Origin of the sequence: Rhizobium sp. ERR 1071 (genome assembly GCF_007828675.1) — a bacterium.
In the GTDB taxonomy this organism is placed as follows: Bacteria; Pseudomonadota; Alphaproteobacteria; order Rhizobiales; family Rhizobiaceae; genus Rhizobium; species Rhizobium dioscoreae.
Map to the genome: position 1 here is coordinate 1 of NZ_VITM01000017.1, position 18,734 is coordinate 18,734.

Genomic DNA, 18,734 nt, shown 5'->3' on the forward strand with positions numbered 1-18,734 from the left:
CTCGTCATGGTATCTCCTGTTCCCGGCATTTAAGCCGAAGCCAGGCAGAAATTCCACTTATCCCCGCTGTTCAAATTTCCCGAGCCAACTCTGAATTGCGAAGGCAAGGGCAAGCCCGCCATCAAGTTCGAGGGAACAGCGGATTCGAACGCCGCCCGTCTCGGCATGAAGCAGGGCCGTTATGACGCGGTCGTGCAGGGCATCGAAACGATCGCCTACCAGATGCGTATCGAGCCGAACACCTACACGCTCGTCGGCGAGCCGCTGCTCAGCAACGACACATTTGGCATTGGTTTCAAGAAGGACCACACCGCGCTTCGCGATGCGGTTGCCGGTGCTCTCGATGGGCTGATCAAGGACGGCACCTATGACGAGATCCTCAAGAAGTGGGGCCTCATCCACAATGCCGTTCCGAAAGCCGTGATCAACGGCGTCAAGTAAAGCTTGAAGAAGCGCCGCGATAAGAGCGGCGCTTCCCTTTCCATCGTAGGCAGTCATCGGCCGGGGTGTCTCAGCGCCCGCGGATGGATGGCTGCGTCCCAAACACCTTGAAGCGCATGCAGAGTCCCATGACTGCGAAGAGTGCAATCAAATCGGCAAGACCAAGCCTGTGGCCGGCAGGCCGGCAATCGGCTGTGGCGCTTGCCTTCGATGTCGATGGCCCGACGGGCGATGCGATGCTTGACGGCTCGCTGCTCTCCAATCCCCGCTATTTCACGCAAGGCGCCTATGGTCCGTGGCGGGCATTGCCGCGGCTTCTCGATCTGCTCGCGGCTCATGGGCTCAAAGCGACCTTCTTCGTGCCGACCTGGGTGGTCGAACATTGGCCGTCGCAATGCGAACGGATCCTTCGGGATGCGCATGAGATCGCTTATCACGGCCACTATCACGAGGTTTTCATCGACTGCAGCCGGCAGCAGCAGCTCGACATCATGGGGCGCTCCCGCGACATCTTTCAAAGCCGCATGGGTGTGACGCCGGTCGGCTTCCGCACGCCCTCCGGCGACTGGAGTGACGAGACCGCGCAATTGCTGCACGAGTTCGGCGTCATCTATTCGAGCTCTATGCGCGGCGACGACAGGCCTTATTTTCACACGGCATCGCTCGGTCGTGGGCTGGTCGAGATTCCGGGCCGCTGGGATATCGATGATTATACCGCGCTCGCCTACAGCGAAGAGCCTGATTTTCCCATCGGCCTCGACCGCATCTTCGGTTACGCCGATGTTCAAAGGAACTGGTGCGCCGAATTCGAAGGCTATCACCGCGAAGGGCTCTGCTGGACGACGATCCTGCATCCGAAAGTCTGCGCCAAACCTGGTCGGCTTGCGATCCTCGAGGGTCTGTTCAAGGCGATCACCAGCCATGGCGACAGCGTCTGGGCGACACACTGCGCGGAAATCGCGAAGTGGTGGATCGCACAACATCCGGAGAAGGCCGCATGAGCAGCACGGCATTTGAAGGTTTCTGGCCACGGGGCAAGACATGCGCGGCGATCGTCTCGGTGATCTTCGACGATGGGCTCGATGCCGTCGTGCAGGCGCCGGATCTCAAAGGGCGCAGCAAGAGCTTTTCGGTCTGGCAATATGGCGCCGCGCGCGGCGTCGAGCGTCTCTGCAACGTCTTTGCCGATGCTGGCATATCCACCAGCTGGTTCGTGCCCGGCATCGTTGCGGAGAAACACGAACGGTTGCTGCGCGATATCGTGGCGCCACACCATCAGATCGAGAGCCACGGCTGGGATTTCGAGCGCTATGACGCGATGGATGCGCCTGCCGCCGCGGACCTACTCAAGCGCAGCCGTGACAGGTTGAGCGGGATCGCATCGAATGAGGTTTCCGGCTTCCGGTTGCCTGCCGGCAACTGGCCGCATCACTTCGACCGGCTACTGGTTGAGGCGGGATATACCTGGTCGGCATCGCTGAACGGAGACGATGTGCCCTACAGCCATTCCTCGTCGCTGGTGGAGATCCCGGTTCACATCGAGCTGGAAGATCGGCCCTATTTCCAGTTCAATTTCACCCCGGCCTTTCCAAAAGGGCAAAGCCGCATTCCGTCTTATGAGGCGGTTCTTGGCAACTGGATCGCCGAGTTCGATGCCTATCGCAAATACGGCCTTTGCTATGTCATCCAGCTTCGCCCGGAATGGACCGGCACGCCGGGCCGGATCGCGCTCGTCGAAGCCTTGCTCGCCCATATCACAAGCTTCGGTGACGTGTGGCTGGCGACGGCGGCGGATGTCGCGCGCTGGCATGCCAATAAGGGCCTTGCCGCACCGGGCGATCACCCGATCAATGTCTACGAAGCCTATGTCGATGAGGAACGGCCCCGTGAGCGATAATCTGACACAGGCACTGGCGGAGCTTGTGTGCTCGACGAGCTATGAAGCTTTTCCGCCCGAGACCATTCACAAGGCGAAGCTCCATATTCTCGATACGCTGGGAGCGGCCATCGCCGGCTCGGCCTCTCGCGAAACCAATGCGGTCGTGGCGATGCTTGATATCAAGGCCCAGACCGGTCATGCCGCGATCTGGGGACGACCGATCGCGTCGGACGCAAGGACAGCCGCCTTCGTCAACGGCGTATCGGCCCATGCCTACGAGCTTGATGACAGCGGCGGTTGCGATCATTCCGGCGCCGTCGTCCTTCCAGCTGTGGTCGCCGCGCTTGGCGATCGAAGCCAGCCAGTGAGCGGCAGCGTGCTGCTGCGCAGCGTCCTGCTCGGCTATGAAGTCGGCCGTCGCGTGCTGGAGGCGGTCGGCGGATATGAAGAGCACAACGGTCTTGGCTGGCATTCGACAGGCACTTGCGGTTCATTCGGCGCTGCCGCTGCCGTCGGCAGCATCGTGAACCTCGATGTCAATGCAATGGCCTCCGCTCTCGGCTCCGCTTGCTCCTTTGCTGGTGGAACCTGGGCCTTCATCCGCAATGGCAGCTCGACCAAGAAGCTTCATGCCGGCCGCGCCGCCGAAGGCGGGCTTATGGCCGCCTATCTCGCACGGCAGGGATTCGAGGGGCCTGATAGCGTCTTCGAGGTGGAGCGCTGGGGCAGCTTTTTTGCGACTTTCGGCGCCGGCAAGGGCGATCCGCACGCGCTGATCCGCGACTTCGGACACAACTGGCGCCTGAACCGATGCTCGATCAAGCCGCATGCCACCTGCCGTGGCACGCATGCGGGCATCGATGCGCTTGATATCATGCTACAACGTCATGGTCTCAAGCCCGACGATATCGCCGCCATCGAGGTCGATATCAGCGGCTTCCAGTATGGCATGTGCGGCGGCAAGATCATCGAGTCGCGCGCACAGGCCCAGATGAGCTTGCCCTATGCCCTGGCGGCCCGGCTGCGCTACGGCAAGGTCTTTCTGGCCGAGCTTGAGGAGGCCGCGTGGTCGGCCGTGGAGATCGGCCTGTTGATGGATCGCATCACGGTGCGAATTGATCCCTCCATGAAGGACGAGGACGAGCCGGCGATCACCATCGTCACGACATCCGGCGAACGGCATCAGCTCGTCGTCGAATTTCCTCTTGGAGGCCCGCAGAACCCGCTGAGTGATGAGCGACTGATCGGCAAATATGCCGCGCTTGCCGCCATGGTGCTGCCGGCATCAAGGGTCGACGCCCTCAGCGACTTCGTTCTCGATCTCGAAAATCAGACCGACGCCAGCAGCCTGCTGGCGCTGCTTCAATAGGGAGTGCGCCCGGAGGAGGGCGGCATTCGTTCAAAAGGGAAGACCGCGATGAGGAATCAGAAAGAAGTCACATGGTCGCCGCTGTTCAAGGAGGCCGTCTCCAGGGATTTCGAGAGCTTTCATGAGTGCCTTGATCAAGACAAGCGCATCGCCTTGCACGACGTCGCCGGATCGAAGGTCCACGCCGAGATGCTTGCGCGCGCGGGCATTCTGACCGCGGAGGACAACGCGCAGATTCAGGCCGGTCTCGACAAGGTGGCCGAAGAGATGCGTTCAGGTGCCTTCGAATGGAAGACCGAACTCGAAGACGTCCACACCAATGTCGAGGATCGGCTGATCGCGCTTATCGGCGATGCGGGCAAGAAGCTGCACACGGCAAGATCGCGCAACGACCAGGTGGCGACCGACATTCGTCTCTATACCCGCGAGCAACTGGATCTTCTCGGCGGCGATCTCAAGACGCTGATCGGCGCCTTTGTCGATCTCGCTGAGAAACATGCCGATGCGATCATGCCCGGCTTCACGCATTTGCAGGTGGCGCAGCCCGTCACCTTCGGCCATCACCTGATGGCCTATGTCGAAATGTTCCTGCGCGATCTCGACCGGGTTGGCGCGGCACGCGAACGGCTCAACATTTCGCCGCTTGGCGCGGCGGCGCTTGCGGGCACCGGTTATCCGATTGATCCTGAATACAGCGCCTCCAAGCTTGGCTTTTCTACCTCCTTCGCCAACTCGCTCGACGCCGTTTCCGATCGCGATTATGTCGTCGATGTCTGCAGCGCCGGCTCGATCATCATGGGGCACCTGTCGCGTTTCAGCGAGGAAGTCATTCTCTGGTGCACGCCGATGTTCGGTTTCATCGAGGTCGGCGATCAGTTCTGCACCGGTTCCTCGATCATGCCCCAGAAGCGCAATCCGGATCTGGCCGAGCTGGTGCGCGGCAAGGCCGCCCGCGTCATGGGCAATCTCGCCTTTTCGGCCGCGCTCATGAAAAGCCAGCCGCTTGCCTTCAACAAGGACCAGCAGGAATCGAAGCCGCCGCTGACCGATACGCTTGAGACCGTCCGCGCCGCCGTCAGCGTCACGGCGCAAATGATCCCGACCATCACGGTCAAGCACGCAAGGATGCTCGCGGCCGCTACTCAAGGCTATTCGACCGCAACCGACCTTGCCGATTACCTCGTCCGCGCCGGCGTTCCGTTCCGCGATGCGCACCATGCGGTCGCCGCGATCGTCGGTGCGGCCCGCGACAAGGCCCTTCCGACGCTCTCGGAGCTTTCCCTTGCCGAGATGCAGGCCTTTGCGCCTGGTATTCGCGAGGATGTCTTCGAGGTGCTGACGGTCGAGGGATCGGTTGCTAGCCGCGATCACAGGGGCGGCACGGCGCCGCGAAGGGTCCGGCAAGCCATCGAGACCGTGCGTCGGGCGATCGCCTGAGCGGATCGGTTGCCATTCCATCCACATGCTTTAATGCTTGCCGTTCGAGACAGCAAAGAAGCCGGGTAGGGAATGGAGCCAAGGTTCGATCACAACAGGTTGCCGCCGCTGCAGACCCTGCAGACCTTTTCCGTTGTCGCGGAAACGGGCAGTTTCACAGCGGCGGCGGCGGAGCTCAACCTCAGTCAGAGCGCGATCAGCCGGCAGGTGCAGCAGCTCGAGCATTATTTCGGCTGCAGCCTGTTCGAACGCCACACCCGCAAGGTGGCGCTGACGGAGCGCGGCATGGCGCTGATTCCGATCGTCGACGGATTGCTGGCGTCGCTGAAGACCTCGTTCGAGGCGACGCGAACGACAGTGCGCTCGCTGACCATCCGCATGCCGCCGACCTTCGCGCGCAAATGGTTCCTGCCGCGCCTGCCGGATCTCCACAGGCATCACGAGGACCTGAACATCAATATCGATACCGCCTGGTTCCTGAGGCCGACATTTTCGGTCGGCGATATCGACATGCTGATCACCTACGGCAATGGTAACTGGCCCGGAATGGACGTGCTGCCGCTATTGCGGGAGCAGTTGACGCCGATGTGCTCGCCACAGTTTCTATCGAAACTGGGCGATCCGCCCGCGGTCAAAAACCTGCAGAACTGCGTTCTGCTGCATTCCAATCCGCGCCATAGCGACTGGACCCTTTGGCTGCAGGCCGAAGGCGTCTATTCGTTCCAGGCGGCCCGTCATCAAGTCTTCGACACGCAGGATTTCGCGATGACCGCTGCTGCGAGCGGCTATGGCGTGACGATGGGCGATCTTGCCTTTTCGCGCCAGGATCTCCAAAGCGGCGAGCTGGTCGCTCCATTCGAGCGGATTATCGACAGCGGCTACGGCTACTACGCACTCTGGCCGGCCCGCGCCGAAGCGCGCCAGAAAGTGCGCGCCTTTTCGGATTGGCTGAGGCACGCCTGCAGCGCGAGCTCGGACGGCTTTGGCGGAGATCGAGCCGGGACGTCATCGTAAGTTCCGTTTCCCGCGCGCGATGGAGCGACCTCAAAGCCTGGTTCATGCCCGGCCGTGCCATCCAAAAAAACGCATCGGCCGCTAGTTCTCCGAAGACAAGGGCAGGGGAGGGCCGAGGAGCGCAGGCGAACTGGGGATCATTGGTCTTCAGGGTATCTGTGATGCCGCATCCTTGTATTGAGGGAATGCCGATAGCCGCGAGCGAGCAGCTATCGGCGTCGGTCAGGAGAACCGAAAGGAAGGCGGGGAGCCCTTCCAGTGCCAGAACGAGGCACCATGCGGAAAGTTCCTGATGACCATTGAAAGAGGTGTGTTCCTCTATTTCCTCGCCAGCTTAGCGCATGGTCGCCGTTGGCCATTTCGCCGTCCGCCCAGGGACTTCGTCAATCGCCGACCTCATATTCCCCGGCGAGTTGTCTATCGAGTGGAACATTTTGGGAGCTTCTGAGTAGTTTGTTCAAGCCAGACATCTTTAACCCACGGACAAACGCGGAAACGGAACAATTCCGCCCCGCGCGGAATTGAAACTGTTGAAAACTGTCCCTCGATTTGACGGAGAACGCCGTGCCAAAGGCCGCAAGAATTCCTGACGTTATCTCACCCGACGATCACGTCCTCACGGCAAAGGAAGCGCTTGAAGTTTCTTTTCTCAAGCTGGAGCAAGAAGTGGACGTCCGCCTCGTCGCCGCGGCTCTACGTGCGGGATGGTCGGCAGACGAGGCGTTGGATGCCATCGATCAGCTCCGGGCGGAGGAAAACGGAGATTGAGGCGCGCGCTCGGGCGCGGCCCTCGCGGTCGGCGTTTAAATCACGTGGCCGTGTGATGAAAAAAGAGACCTGATATAATCGGGCGCCATCTGAATTCCGCTGGGTGCGGCGACGGCGACTGTGTCCAAGATGTAGGTTCGAAAGGGAGGCTCCGCATGCGGAAGCTCCCTCCAGCGTTTAATCGCGATGCTCCGGCATTGCCTTCAGCTGGTCCTTTGTCCAAGATGTCACGCCATGGACATCGCCGCTTTCGTCACGCATGAAATCGAGATCGGTCACTCGAACGGATACCGGCTTCGCACCGATGCCAAGGAAGCCGCCGACATCAATTACGACGCTGCTGCTGCTGCCGGCTCCATGCACGTGGTCAACCGTACCGATCTTATGATCATCGGCGCCATAAATGGATGCGCCTTCCAGATTAGCTTGTGTGAGTTCTTCTTCGGTCAGTCGTATGTGGTTGCTATGATCCATGAGCGTTTCCTCCTTTTGCTTCCGAACGCCTATTGACCAGCGACGTGATGGTGTTGCGTTCGTGTTTATCCGTGTGCTGGGAGCTGACGTCACAAACCGCGACATCGTCTCCTCGATCAACATGAAGACCAACGACCGTGTAATCGCTTTGTTCCCGGATTGAGACTTCTGGCAAGCAATGCCTGCCCTTCATGCGCGCCAAAACCGTTTAGGTGGCGGCCTCCACGCACCTCAAAAAGAAAGCAGGGCGTCTGGCCTCTTCAAAAACACTGATTTGCGTTTAACCACACTTCGAAACGCGGGTGGTTTGCTCATAGTTGTTCCGCGATCCAGGAACTCGATCTCGTGATCGGGCGTTGTACGTCGTCAATTTGGTGTACGCGAGAGGTGAACGTGGTTGAGAGCAAGAAGCCGGCAGTGGTCAGTTCCGGCATTCCCGGGCTGGACGAAATTCTCCGTGGCGGTTTGCCCGCATCAAATCTCTATATCGTTCAAGGTGCGCCGGGGTCGGGCAAGACGACCGCAGCTTTACAATTCCTCCGCGCCGGTGCCGCGAACGGAGAGCGCTGCATTTATGTCAGCCTGTCTCAGACGAGGGCGGAGCTGGAAGCGATCGCCCTGTCCCACGGCTGGACGCTTGAGGGCATCCGGGTGGAAGAGCTCGCGGCCTCCGATTCGATCAAGGGAGCGACCGACCAGTCCATTTTTCAGACGGCCGAACTCCGTCTCGACGAGACACGGAAGATGATCGAAACCGCGATTGAGGAACACAAACCGAGCCGATTGGTCTATGACTCACTGCTGGAAATTCGGTTGATCACCGGCGATTCACCCCGCTTTCGTCGTGAGTTGATCGCCTTCAAGGCGTTTCTTGCCAAACGCGACATCGTGGCTCTGCTGCTTGATACCCAAACACCAGAGACCGATCGAACAGGCGAAGAGGTCGATGGCATCGCTCACGGCGTCATTCGTCTCGACAAATCGCTTGAGGAATATGGCGCGGTTCGCCGCCGCATCGAGGTCAGTAAGATGCGCGGCGTGCCTGTCGCGGACGGCTATCACGACATGGCGATCCGAGAAGGCGAGGGCGTGGTCGTGTTCCCGCGGATCATACCGGGCGCCGTGGCGAGAGCGATCGAGCCTCAGTTGATCAAGTCAGGTGTGGATACCCTCGATGACATGTTCGGCGGTGGGCAGGAAGCGGGAACAACCACGCTCGTCATCGGTCAGGCGGGTACTGGTAAATCAACCATGGCCTCGCTTTATGCAACTGCGGCCCTCAAACGAGGCGAGAGCGTAGGCCTGTTCCTGTTTGAGGAACGAATAGAGACTTTCTTCCGGCGTTCGGAGGGATTGGGAATGGATCTGCGTCAATTCCACGAAGATGGTCAGTTGATCATCCGGGATTTCAACCCGAATGAGATATCGCCAGGTGAGTTCGGTCAGATCGTGCAGCAAGCGGTGAGCAGTGAAAGGGTAAAAGTCGTCGTCATCGATAGCTTCACGGGATATCTGAATTCATTGCCGCATCGCGAAAAGGCGGTCCGAGACATCCAATCGCTCCTGAAATTTCTGGCGCGAGCTGGCGTGCTTACCATCCTTATAGTGGCGCAGCATGGTCTGCTCGGACAAGGGGTCGCTATTGATGTCGATGTAAGCTTTCTGGGCGACACGGTGCTTTTGCTGCGAATTACCGAGCATGAGGGTAGGCTGCGACGGAGCATTACCGTCGTGAAGAAACGGCACGGTCCACACGATCTCGACGTACGGGAATTGTTCATTCAAAGCTCCGGTGTCGCGGTGATCCCTTATAACCCCATTCCGGAGACCTAATCGCCCGTGGCCGCGAATGACAGCCATCTCGACTGGGTATTGGTAATCGCGCCTTATCGGCGCGACGCCGAACATTTGGAGATACTCTTAGCTCAGGAGGACGTCATTGCGCGGCGAGCGGAGGGCTTGGAACAATTGAGGGCGCTGTTGGCACAAACGCCCGGTGTCGTGGTTGCGACCCAGGAAGCACTCGATCCGGAGGTGCAGAAGGCGATCGGTCGCCACCTTGTCGAGCAGCCAGAATGGTCCGAGATGCCTATCCTTATCCTATTGGATCGGATGGTTCCTGCGACCCGCGTTCAGGCTGAGCTGTCAACCGTTTGGCCCCGCTCGCGGCAGCTCTACTATCAGCGTCCCGTAACGGCGCTCGAATTGCTGAGTGGCGTTCAATCGAGCCTTTTGGCCCGCCTGCGCCAACGAGACGTTCGGGATCACATCGAGCGCGAGCGCGAGCTTCGGCGTGAGCTCAACCATCGGGTAAAGAACATTCTTTCCAGCATTTCCTCAATCTTCCAGATGACGCGTCGGCGTGCGGTTTCGCTGGATGAGTTCGCCGACGATTTCGCCGGTCGGCTTGCCGCTCTTGCCAACGTACATTCCGCGGTATTCCAGGCGAATGGCGATGCAGCCGAGTTCTCTCACATCGCCGAATTGACCTTCAGCCCATATCGGGCGAAAGGCGCCGATCGCATTAGTTTCGCGGGACCGGAAATTTTGCTGAATGCCGAAGCCGCGACGACGTTGGCCTTGTGCTTCCATGAGCTCGCGACAAATGCGCTTAAATACGGTGCCCTCTTAAAACCAGAGGGCCGGATCAGTCTGAAATGGTCCGTCTCACAAGATGGGAACCTGGATCTCGAATGGCTTGAGAGAGGAGGTCCGCCAGTATCGGAACCCAAAAGGAGTGGATATGGAACACGCTACATCCGCTCGGCGTTATACAACCTCTTTGGCACGCCGCCCACCATCCTATTTCATCCACAGGGGCTACGCTGTACTCAAGTCGGTCCCCTTGCACGCGTGTCACCGAAGGACCTTTGACCTCCAGGAGGCCTTTTAGCCATGTCATCTTCGGCATATCCACTGCGCATATTCTGTCTTGAAGACAACTCGCTAATCATCTTTCAGCTTGAGGCCATGATTGAGGATTTGGGGCATATCTTTGCGGGGTCCGCCATGAGCTTCACCGACCTCGTCAAAAGACAGGATCTTGGCAGTATAGACGGAGTGCTAGTGGATATCGATCTCGCAGATGGACGCACTGGCCCTAATGCGGCTATCTGGCTTTCCCAGCAGGGGATTCCAAGTATCTTCGTCACAGGCCAGGAGGCGATCGCGGCGGAATATTCCCAAGCGGCGCTTGCAATTATTGGGAAACCGGTGGCCGAGATCGAACTCGCGGAAAGGCTGGAGCTGTTTCGGCACACCAAACCGCAACCATGACCCAAGACGCTGACGATCGCTCGTCGACAGAGGAGCGGTCTTCGGTCGGTTCGAAAGCGGGCTCGTCAATGCCCTGGCGGCTGAAATCCGCCGTGTCTAGCAACCGTCGGGCTTGTCGGCTTTGCTTGGTATTCCCTTGGCACATCTAAGATCATAAGCAAGGCTCTGTTCGCCGAGGGGTGCATGGTTCGCGGGCACGAGGCTTCAGACCGTGTCCACCCACGAACTCTTCCCATACGCGCACTTTCACAGGCCTTTTCGGGGGCTTAGCCGGCGGGTGTTTCGCAATCCGTTACTGATCACGAACCTTGTCACAAGCAGCTAACTCGTGATTGCTCTTGATGGTAACCGAAGAGGAACATTCTCTTTACTGAGTAATTTTCCTTTCAGCTCATAGGAGCTGAAAATCGAAAGGAGAATGCCATGAAAACGAGACTTGTAGTTTCAGTTGCTGCCCTTGGCCTTCTGGCCGGTTCGGCGTTCGCGCAATCTTCCACGGTAACCGGCGCTGCGGGCGGCGCGGTGACGGGAGCGGTTGTCGGCGGCCCTGTGGGGGCTGCCGTGGGAGGTGTGGCCGGTGCGATTGCCGGTACAGCGATCGATCCGCCGCCGGAGAAAGTGGTCACCTACGTTCAGGAACAGCCCCTGCCTCCATCCGAGGCCGTCGTGCAGGATCAGATCGTTGTGGGCCGCGCGCTTCCAGAGACGGTTGTCGTCACGCCGGTGCCGGATAACCCGACTTATGCGTACGCCGTCGTCAACCACAAACGCGTCATCGTTCAACCGAAGACGCGCAAGGTCGTTCGCATCCTTGAATAATGCCGAAAGGGCCTCCGAGAGAGGCCCTTTTCATTGCATTCGGAAGGTGGTGCGAGGCGGACTCAAGCTTGCGACCCTGGACCGACGGGAAGCTTATGGAAGAATTGCGCCCGGTTGGCATCGAGCGCCGAGTGGAAGCCGTCGAACACCTCATTTGTGAGACCTTAGGGATTGGCTTCCGTCTTCAACATCAGGGAGGGACAGCGGAGACGAGGACGGCCTTGTTGCGGAACTCCGCTCATTCTCGGTAAAAGGCGCTGGTTCGGCTCCTCTCAAGAGCAAACATGCTCGGAGCATATTCCCTGAGAATTTCCATGAGCCCGTTACAGCCCAGCCGGCTCGGCACAGCCGAACAGGATTGCTTGGCTCATCTGCCGGTAGCGTGCGGTGATTTCCTCTGGTGACGGTGCGAAAAAGCTCTGATTGGTCCCACGAGCGCCGTCGCAGAGCAACTGCACCAAGGTCTCGACCGATATCGTCGGCCGAAGAGTCAGTTGGCCGTTTGCCATGATTTGCTCGAGTAGTGCGGCGAAATCGGCCTGGAAAACTGTTGCAGCTTTTACCATCTCCGGGCGGCATAGGCGAAACGCGTAGTCGTTGACTTCAAACGCGAAAGGTGAAAGCACCAATTTTCTTCTCGTATCGCCATACCGAACGTCGAGCACAGCTGTGACGATATCAAGGACATCGGCGCCAGCCGAAAACAGCCTGCTGCCTTCGCTAAGACTGCCTTGCCGAGTACGCTCATTGTTTTGGCGAACCATTGCCTGGAAAGCTTCTTCCTTGCTGCTGAAGTGATGATAGAGGCCTCGGCGCGTGATATTGCAATATTTTGCCAGTTTGCTCATCGTCATGGCTTCATAGCCATGATCGAGAAAACTCTGGGTAATATTGGAAACCAGGACTTCATAGGCCGACATGCAACGCGCTTTCAACGAATCTTTCAGGTCAATCTATAAGATGCGGTGTGACCATGGAGCAAGAACAGCGAGCATTCGGTACGCGGCTGGCGGTCCCTTTGAGGATTGTTGATAGCCATGCAAAGTTGTCGTGGCGCGAACCGGGAGAGCAGTCTGACAATCCTGATCTTCAAACGTGGCTTTGTCTCCATAGGCTCGATTTTCATACCGCGCGTGCCGCTGTGTTGTCCGGCTCGAACTTGTAGTTGACGATGGCCACCAACGCCAATGCCGACGAGACGATAAGAGCGATTGTCGATACGAAGCTCAGCGCGAGGCCAATCTTGCTTGGATCGCCGATAATGTCCTGACTGACGATGCCGACCAACGTGGGGCCGACGCCCATGCCGATGAGTGTCACAATCAGGACGCCGACTGCGCTTGAGATGCCACGCATGCGTGATGGTGTGATGTCCTGAAGTGCGGCAGGACCGTTCGCAACGATGATTGTGGAAAGAAATGTTGCGGTAGCTATCAAGGCAAGCGCGACGTTGAGGGTCGAAGCAAAAGGTACTGCCGCGGTGAACAGCGATGCAACCAGGGCAGCGCCGCACATAAGGATGGGGCGAGCGGCCGCAATACCACGTCGAACCAGGCTATCGCCGAGTACTGCGCCAAGGATCAACCCCGATACACTTGACGCGATCAAGAGCGGTCCGAGGCTAAAGCCGACGGCGACTGGCGGCATATGAAAGGTGCGGATCAACATGGTGGGGATCCATGCACTGTAGCTATAGGCTTGGGTCGCTGCGAAGGCCAGGCAGAAATAAAGGCTCGCGAGTTCCACCCGATTATTCAAGAAATAGGCGCGGATCTCGACCATGCCCGGTACAGCGGCTGGAACGGTTCCGGAATGCCTGCGGGGTTCCTTGAGGCTTGCAGCCCAAAGGGCGACAGCGATGCCAGGCAGTCCGATGAAGACGAATACCATCTGCCATATGTACTGCATGCCGGTCAGAAGGAAGACGTTTCCCGCGTTCGACGCGTGGCAATTGCACGCGGAATGGCCATGGAGCCCGATGTCCTTCTCATGGACGAGCCTTTCGCGGCTCTCGATGCGCTGACGCGCCGCAAGATGCAGGACGAGCTACTGCGTCTGTGGGACGATACCAAATTCACCGTTCTTTTTGTCACGCACTCGATTGAAGAAGCAATCCGCGTCGGCACACGCATTCTGTTGCTGTCGCCCCATCCTGGCGAAGTCAAGGCCGAGCTCAATAGCATCGCGCCGGATCAACTCGGGACTGCCAGACAGGCGGAGCTCGAGAGCCGCATCAACGACATGCTGTTCGCATCACACTGACGGGGTGACCAAAATGACCGATCTTTTTACCTTCAGATCCGAAGTCATAAACGACGTGAATTCCGGCAACGCTCCGATTGTCGCAAAATCTGTGAGTGCGTTCGAACGCGTCTATCGCGTCGGTTTTCTGCGGAAAGCCTCCATTCTCTTGGTTCTGGCCCTCATATGGGAGATTTATGGCCGTTGGCTAGCCAACCCTCTGCTTTTCCCGACATTCGGGCAGACGGTTGAAGCCTTTGTTGCCAATATCCTCAATGGCGTTATTCCCGATCGTATGATCGTATCGCTCAAGACGCTGGTCATCGGTTACGGGATCGGTATCGTTCTCGCCTCGCTGCTGACCACGCTTGCGATTGGATCACGGCTGGGTGCGGACCTGCTCGAGACATTGACCTCGATGTTCAATCCGCTTCCGGCGATTGCACTTCTACCACTGGCACTTATCTGGTTCGGCCTTGGTTCTGGCAGTGTCATCTTCGTTCTGGTTCACTCGGTTCTGTGGGCAATCGCACTCAACACCCATGCCGGCTTCCGCTCGGTCTCTCCCACACTCAAGATGGTTGGTCAGAACTACCACCTCAAGCGCCTCAGTCTTGTAAGACTCATCCTTATTCCCGCGGCCTTTCCCGCCATTTTGACGGGCTTGAAGGTCGGTTGGGCGTTTGCCTGGCGCACCTTGATCGCAGCAGAACTGGTTTTTGGTGTGTCGTCCGGCTCGGGTGGGCTTGGCTGGTTCATTTATGAAAACCGCAATCAGCTTGAAACGGCGAATGTGTTCGCTGGCTTGTTCACCGTCATCCTGATCGGCCTTTTCGTGGAAAACATCATTTTTGCAGCCATCGAGCGCAAGACGGTTCGCCGCTGGGGCATGCAACACTAACCTTCAAGCAAAGAGTTCATGTTCACAAGGAGGAGGAATACGTGAAACTGAAACAGGCATTCTTAGGTCTTTTTGCAGCTGGCATGCTTGCGACCGCCGCGCATGCAGAGGTCAACGAAGTCAGGATTTCCAAGGGCTTCGGCATTCTCTATCTGCCCTTGATCGTCATGGAAGATCAGAAGCTTCTTGAGAAGCATGCCAGGGAAGCCGGTCTTGGCGACGTCAAGGTTTCCTGGCTGTCGCTTGATGGCGGCAACGTCATCAACGACGCAATGATGGCCGGTACCTTGGATTTTGCCGGAACGGGTGCTCCGGGCTTCGTGACTCTGTGGTCCAAGGCAAAGGGAATCCCCAACGTTGAAGTCGTTGGCGTCTCGGGCATGAGCTCCACTTCGCTATGGCTCAACACGAACAATCCCGAGATTAAGTCGCTCAAAGACTTCAAGAGCAGCGACAAGATTGCACTTCCCGGGATCAAAACATCGCTTTCCGCCGTCGTGCTGCAGATGATTGTCGCGAAGGAGTTCGGCGAAGAGAACTACGCGAAACTTGACCCCCTCACGGTCAGCCTTCCTCATCCCGAAGCTTTGGCGGCGCTCGTGAGCGGAAAAACCGAAATCAACGCCCATTTCACGTCCCCGCCGTTCCAGTACGTCGAAGCCAAATCGCCCAATGTTCACCGGGTGCTGAGTTCGACCGATTATCTCGGCAACATCACTCTTGACGTCACCTTCGCACCGAAGAAGTTCGTCGATGCCAACCCCAAGATGACGCAGGCCTTCATCGATGCACTCGATGAAGCCAACGGACTGATCGCCAAGGACAAGAAGCGGGCAGCGGAAATCTTCGCCAAGAGCTCCAAGGTTAAGGTGGAGCCCGCGGATGCGCAGGAGATGATCGAGGACAAGGACGCGAAGTTCGATACGACCCCAAACGGGATCATGAATTTCGCCGATTTTATGCACCGTGCCGGCTTGATCAAGACCATGCCTACCAAGTGGAGTGATATGTTCGTTCCGCAGCTTGCGGATCGCAAGGGCAGCTAAGCGTCTCCCAGCGAGGGTTGAGACATTCCGATGTCATGACCCTCGTAACCTTTTCCGACGCAAGATAGCGACGCCTTGACACCTACATACCGCGCGAAGTCTTCAAGATATCGGCCGCTAACTCCTGCATGCACGCGTAATGCCAATAAGATCAATGGCGCGAGAACGGAGCGATAAAGGGTCTTTGGTTGGGATCCTTTCCAGCGACGCGGTCCAGAACGGACATCTCATCGTGCTCGTCATGGCCGAAGCACCGAGACCGGGATCCGTGATGTTATTGAGGCAGCTGTTCGTCCCCTTGAACGCTTTACGCTTGCCTCTTTACCAGCGGCTATCGGCCGCGACGCTGCGCTTTCCGACCGAGACGTTGAAACACCGCGGAAAGGTCGCGAGAAGGCACCTGCGGAACCGATGATCTACTCGCGATACAAACCCATTCGAGGCGGCTGGATTGAAAGTGAATAATCTCTAGCTTCGATAGTGGCGGGTAGATCTTAGGTGTGTCACGCCGTTTTCTCTTCCAATATTGTCACGGGCCGATCCCACTGGATCAGGACGACGCAGCCTGTATCGCTCCACACCGAATGCTCCGTCCCGGCGGCATTGACAACGTAGGAGCCCTTGGCATAGTCGCCGGCCTCATCCGATTGCACGCCTTCGAGCACCAGAATGGTCTCCAGCCCCTCATGCCGGTGGCGGGGCACGAACGCGCCGACCTCGTATTTCAGTAGGGCGACGCCTGGCTGGTCGCCCTCGAAATGCTGAATCCAATGGATCGTGACGCCATCCCGAAACGGACCGAAAGTCAGTTCATTCCAGCCACCCGTCGTCAGCAGTTCGCGTGTCGTTTCAGGCATTGTTGATGGTCTCCAGAATGTCGTCGACATGCGCCGTCCAGCCAACGATGGCACCCTGCGCCTGGATCATCGCGATCGCGGCAGACTTGAATTCGGGGAAATAGCTTTCGGTTGCTTCTTCGGCTAGCAGGCATTCATAGCCGCGGTCGTTGGCCTCACGCATGGTGGTCTGGACACAGACCTCCGTGGTGACGCCGGCGAAGACGAGCTGCTTGATACCCTTACGCTTCAGGATGTCGCCGAGTCCGGTGGCGTAAAAGGCGCCCTTGCCAGGTTTTTCGATGACGATCTCGCCGTCGATGGGGGCGAGTTCGGGAAGAATTGCCGTGCCAGGCTCGCCGGCAATCAGGATGCGGCCCATCGGTCCTAGATCGCCGATCCTGAGCGAGGGATTGCCGCGGTCGCGCTTGGCGGGTGGCAGGTCGGAAAGGTCAGGTCTGTGGCACTCCATCGTGTGGATGACGGGCAGGCCCGCTGAGCGGAAGCCCGCAATCAGCCGCTTCACGTCGGGGATGATCTTCGTGATGCGGCTGACATCGTTGCCGAGACTGGCGCCGAAGCCGCCGGGCTCGGCAAAATCGCGCTGCATGTCGATGACGATCAATGCCACGGCCTCGCGTCGCAGCGCGAAGGGAAACGGTTGAGCCCTGATGTCGGTCATCCGTGATGTCCCGCCATATGAGCGCCAATCACCGAGATATCGGCGGTCGGCGCCGGTGTTTCGTAGACGAGCCTGCCTTCGGAGATCACCATGATGCGATCCGACATTTCCAGAAGTTCGTCGAGATCCTCCGACAAAAGCAGTACCGCCGCCCCGGCGTTGCGGGCACGCATGATACGGGCACGGATTTCGGCGACGGCGGAAAAATCGAGGCCGAAGCAGGGATTGGAGACGATCAACAGATCGACGTCGCCCGTCAGCTCCCGCGCCAGCACGGCACGCTGAACATTGCCGCCGGAAAGCGCCGCAATCGGCGAGGCCGATGATGCCGTCTTCACCTTGAAGTCGGCAATCAGCGATGTTGCACGCTTCTTCATCCGGCTTCTGTTTAGCCAGATCGCCTCGGCGCCGGTCTCCGTCAGGTCAAAGGTGCGGAAAGCGAGATTCTCGCTGACGGTCATGCGCGGCGCACAGGCATTCTGCAGCGGCTCTTCCGGAATGAAGCGGACGTTGTTCTTTCGTGTCTCGGGCCGCGTCGCACCATAGATCTCGCCGTTGACGCTGATCGCCCCGGTCTCGGTTGGCCGCTGCCCGGCGAGAATTTCCGTGAGTTCTTTCTGGCCATTGCCGGAAATGCCAGCGATGCCGACAATCTCGCCGGAACGCACCGTCAGCTTGTCGATCTCGATCGTCTTCAGGCCGGAGCGGTCGGGCGCCCTGACCTGGTCCACCTGCAATACCGGCTTGGCCGTATCAGTGACAGGAACGCGCGTGTCGAGTTCGGCAAGCTTGATGTCGCCGATCATCATCGCCGCCATGTCCGCCGTTGAGAGTTCGCCGACCTTGCCGCCACCGACAAGCTTGCCACGCCGCAGGATCGAGACCGCATCGGCGAATTTCGTCACCTCATGGAATTTGTGGCTGATCATCAAAACGGTCAGCTCGCCGCGTTCGGTCATGCCCCTCACCAGGCCGAGCATCTCATCTGCCTCCGCCGGCGTCAGCACGGAGGTTGGTTCGTCAAGCACGAGGAAGCTGCGGCCGAGATAAAGCTGCTTGACGATTTCGAGCTTCTGCTTTTCGCCGGCGGCAAGCTCGCTGACCTGCCGGTCGAGCGGGATCCTGAAGGGCATCCGCTCCATGAAGGCGGCGAGCGCCTTACGCTCTTTGGCCCAGTTGATAATAGGGGGTATCTTGGCACGGCTGACAACGAGATTTTCCGCGCCTGTCAGCGACGGCACCAGCGTAAAATGCTGGTAAACCATGCCGAGGCCGTAGGTGGCGGCATCCTTGGGCGAGGCGACCGCCACCTCGTGGCCGTCCACGGACAGGGAACCTGAGGTCTGGTGATAGAAACCCATGATGCATTTGACGAGCGTCGATTTCCCCGCGCCGTTTTCACCGAGCAGCGCGTGGAAGCTACCTGCGGGAATACTCACGGATACCTGGTCCAGTGCTGTGAAGCTACCGAAACGCATGGTCATGTCGTGCGTCTCGATGCCGACCGCCTTGCCGGCTTGGGGAAGAGGGGTATCGCGAATTATGCTCACC

19 protein-coding genes and 2 pseudogenes are annotated in these 18,734 nt (G+C 58.7%); 14 read left to right on the plus strand and 7 right to left on the minus strand.

What is annotated here, in order from left to right:
• Positions 1-120 precede the first annotated feature (120 nt).
• The 7 genes from FBZ99_RS30605 (at position 121) to FBZ99_RS30635 (ending at position 6,908) form a co-directional block, all read left to right on the plus strand.
• Positions 121-441 carry a transporter substrate-binding domain-containing protein gene (locus FBZ99_RS30605; RefSeq protein ID WP_281408417.1) on the plus strand — a complete coding sequence of 107 codons (321 nt, stop codon included), beginning with the start codon at positions 121-123 and terminating at the stop codon, positions 439-441.
• Positions 442-569: 128 nt separating this feature from the next.
• Positions 570-1,442: a polysaccharide deacetylase family protein gene (locus FBZ99_RS30610; RefSeq protein WP_233788532.1), complete on the plus strand. Its 873-nt coding sequence runs from the start codon at positions 570-572 to the stop codon at positions 1,440-1,442.
• Entirely contained in the window at positions 1,439-2,338 is a 900-nt protein-coding gene (locus FBZ99_RS30615) for a polysaccharide deacetylase family protein (protein ID WP_145322947.1), read from the plus strand. Before FBZ99_RS30610 ends, FBZ99_RS30615 begins: the two co-directional genes overlap by 4 nt.
• Positions 2,328-3,689, plus strand: coding sequence for an MmgE/PrpD family protein (locus FBZ99_RS30620; protein ID WP_145636630.1), 1,362 nt, complete (start codon positions 2,328-2,330; stop codon positions 3,687-3,689). Before FBZ99_RS30615 ends, FBZ99_RS30620 begins: the two co-directional genes overlap by 11 nt.
• A gap of 48 nt (positions 3,690-3,737) precedes the next feature.
• The gene (gene argH, locus FBZ99_RS30625; protein WP_145636632.1) at positions 3,738-5,126 is read left to right on the plus strand and encodes an argininosuccinate lyase; all 1,389 of its coding nucleotides are present in this window, start codon (positions 3,738-3,740) and stop codon (positions 5,124-5,126) included.
• 72 nt (positions 5,127-5,198) lie between these two features.
• The gene (locus FBZ99_RS30630) at positions 5,199-6,140 is read left to right on the plus strand and encodes a LysR substrate-binding domain-containing protein (RefSeq protein WP_113352151.1); all 942 of its coding nucleotides are present in this window, start codon (positions 5,199-5,201) and stop codon (positions 6,138-6,140) included.
• Between the two features lie 564 nt (positions 6,141-6,704).
• Positions 6,705-6,908, plus strand: coding sequence for a hypothetical protein (locus FBZ99_RS30635; protein ID WP_113420328.1), 204 nt, complete (start codon positions 6,705-6,707; stop codon positions 6,906-6,908).
• A gap of 177 nt (positions 6,909-7,085) precedes the next feature.
• Here FBZ99_RS30635 and FBZ99_RS30640 read toward each other — a convergent pair whose 3' ends face one another.
• The gene (locus FBZ99_RS30640) at positions 7,086-7,382 is read right to left on the minus strand and encodes a PRC-barrel domain-containing protein (RefSeq protein WP_113420254.1); all 297 of its coding nucleotides are present in this window, start codon (positions 7,380-7,382) and stop codon (positions 7,086-7,088) included.
• 393 nt (positions 7,383-7,775) lie between these two features.
• Between FBZ99_RS30640 and FBZ99_RS30645 the strand changes: the two genes are divergently transcribed.
• From FBZ99_RS30645 to FBZ99_RS30660, 4 genes are all read left to right on the plus strand, one after another.
• Complete coding sequence (locus FBZ99_RS30645; protein ID WP_162748798.1) at positions 7,776-9,215, plus strand: ATPase domain-containing protein; 1,440 nt, start codon at positions 7,776-7,778, stop codon at positions 9,213-9,215.
• 6 nt (positions 9,216-9,221) lie between these two features.
• Positions 9,222-10,256, plus strand: coding sequence for a sensor histidine kinase (locus FBZ99_RS30650; protein ID WP_113395635.1), 1,035 nt, complete (start codon positions 9,222-9,224; stop codon positions 10,254-10,256).
• A gap of 21 nt (positions 10,257-10,277) precedes the next feature.
• Positions 10,278-10,658 carry a response regulator gene (locus FBZ99_RS30655; RefSeq protein ID WP_145636634.1) on the plus strand — a complete coding sequence of 127 codons (381 nt, stop codon included), beginning with the start codon at positions 10,278-10,280 and terminating at the stop codon, positions 10,656-10,658.
• Positions 10,659-11,081: 423 nt separating this feature from the next.
• Positions 11,082-11,477: a DUF1236 domain-containing protein gene (locus FBZ99_RS30660; RefSeq protein WP_113352146.1), complete on the plus strand. Its 396-nt coding sequence runs from the start codon at positions 11,082-11,084 to the stop codon at positions 11,475-11,477.
• Positions 11,478-11,554: 77 nt separating this feature from the next.
• Here the strand turns inward: FBZ99_RS30660 and FBZ99_RS33685 are convergent.
• The 3 genes and pseudogenes from FBZ99_RS33685 to FBZ99_RS30675 all read right to left on the minus strand — a co-directional run.
• Positions 11,555-11,700 (minus strand): annotated as a pseudogene (locus FBZ99_RS33685) (alpha/beta fold hydrolase); the annotation flags it as partial.
• A gap of 100 nt (positions 11,701-11,800) precedes the next feature.
• A complete protein-coding gene (locus FBZ99_RS30670) occupies positions 11,801-12,397 on the minus strand; it encodes a TetR/AcrR family transcriptional regulator (RefSeq protein ID WP_145636637.1) in 597 nt (198 codons plus the stop codon).
• Positions 12,398-12,599: 202 nt separating this feature from the next.
• Positions 12,600-13,385, minus strand: coding sequence for an MFS transporter (locus FBZ99_RS30675; RefSeq protein WP_333783692.1), 786 nt, complete (start codon positions 13,383-13,385; stop codon positions 12,600-12,602).
• A gap of 33 nt (positions 13,386-13,418) precedes the next feature.
• On the opposite strand from FBZ99_RS30675, the pseudogene FBZ99_RS30680 reads away from it, so the two are divergent.
• From FBZ99_RS30680 to FBZ99_RS30690, 3 genes and pseudogenes are all read left to right on the plus strand, one after another.
• Positions 13,419-13,739: pseudogene (locus FBZ99_RS30680) on the plus strand (ABC transporter ATP-binding protein); the annotation flags it as partial.
• A gap of 13 nt (positions 13,740-13,752) precedes the next feature.
• On the plus strand, positions 13,753-14,619 hold the full coding sequence (locus tag FBZ99_RS30685) for an ABC transporter permease (protein WP_145636639.1): 867 nt from the start codon (positions 13,753-13,755) through the stop codon (positions 14,617-14,619).
• A gap of 83 nt (positions 14,620-14,702) precedes the next feature.
• A complete protein-coding gene (locus FBZ99_RS30690; protein ID WP_145636715.1) occupies positions 14,703-15,665 on the plus strand; it encodes an ABC transporter substrate-binding protein in 963 nt (320 codons plus the stop codon).
• A 503-nt stretch (positions 15,666-16,168) separates the two neighbouring features.
• On the opposite strand, the gene FBZ99_RS30695 is transcribed toward FBZ99_RS30690, so the two are convergent.
• Genes FBZ99_RS30695 through FBZ99_RS30705 form a run of 3 tightly spaced genes read right to left on the minus strand, consistent with a single transcriptional unit; the run spans position 16,169 to position 18,733 of the window.
• A complete protein-coding gene (locus tag FBZ99_RS30695; RefSeq protein ID WP_145322970.1) occupies positions 16,169-16,522 on the minus strand; it encodes a cupin domain-containing protein in 354 nt (117 codons plus the stop codon).
• Positions 16,515-17,183, minus strand: coding sequence for a cysteine hydrolase family protein (locus FBZ99_RS30700; RefSeq protein ID WP_145322972.1), 669 nt, complete (start codon positions 17,181-17,183; stop codon positions 16,515-16,517). The genes FBZ99_RS30695 and FBZ99_RS30700 overlap by 8 nt, the downstream gene beginning before the upstream one ends.
• On the minus strand, positions 17,180-18,733 hold the full coding sequence (locus tag FBZ99_RS30705) for an ABC transporter ATP-binding protein (protein ID WP_145636641.1): 1,554 nt from the start codon (positions 18,731-18,733) through the stop codon (positions 17,180-17,182). The genes FBZ99_RS30700 and FBZ99_RS30705 overlap by 4 nt, the downstream gene beginning before the upstream one ends.
• Position 18,734: the final 1 nt, after the last annotated feature.

Coding starts and splice junctions, on each gene's coding strand:
- FBZ99_RS30610 (WP_233788532.1), top strand. CDS start 570: ATGACTGCGAAGAGTGCAATCAAATCGGCAAGACCAAGCCTGTGGCCG.
- FBZ99_RS30615 (WP_145322947.1), top strand. CDS start 1,439: ATGAGCAGCACGGCATTTGAAGGTTTCTGGCCACGGGGCAAGACATGC.
- argH (WP_145636632.1), top strand. CDS start 3,738: ATGAGGAATCAGAAAGAAGTCACATGGTCGCCGCTGTTCAAGGAGGCC.
- FBZ99_RS30630 (WP_113352151.1), top strand. CDS start 5,199: ATGGAGCCAAGGTTCGATCACAACAGGTTGCCGCCGCTGCAGACCCTG.
- FBZ99_RS30640 (WP_113420254.1), bottom strand. CDS start 7,382: ATGGATCATAGCAACCACATACGACTGACCGAAGAAGAACTCACACAA.
- FBZ99_RS30655 (WP_145636634.1), top strand. CDS start 10,278: ATGTCATCTTCGGCATATCCACTGCGCATATTCTGTCTTGAAGACAAC.
- FBZ99_RS30660 (WP_113352146.1), top strand. CDS start 11,082: ATGAAAACGAGACTTGTAGTTTCAGTTGCTGCCCTTGGCCTTCTGGCC.
- FBZ99_RS30670 (WP_145636637.1), bottom strand. CDS start 12,397: ATGTCGGCCTATGAAGTCCTGGTTTCCAATATTACCCAGAGTTTTCTC.
- FBZ99_RS30675 (WP_333783692.1), bottom strand. CDS start 13,385: ATGCAGTACATATGGCAGATGGTATTCGTCTTCATCGGACTGCCTGGC.
- FBZ99_RS30685 (WP_145636639.1), top strand. CDS start 13,753: ATGACCGATCTTTTTACCTTCAGATCCGAAGTCATAAACGACGTGAAT.
- FBZ99_RS30690 (WP_145636715.1), top strand. CDS start 14,703: ATGCTTGCGACCGCCGCGCATGCAGAGGTCAACGAAGTCAGGATTTCC.
- FBZ99_RS30695 (WP_145322970.1), bottom strand. CDS start 16,522: ATGCCTGAAACGACACGCGAACTGCTGACGACGGGTGGCTGGAATGAA.
- FBZ99_RS30700 (WP_145322972.1), bottom strand. CDS start 17,183: ATGACCGACATCAGGGCTCAACCGTTTCCCTTCGCGCTGCGACGCGAG.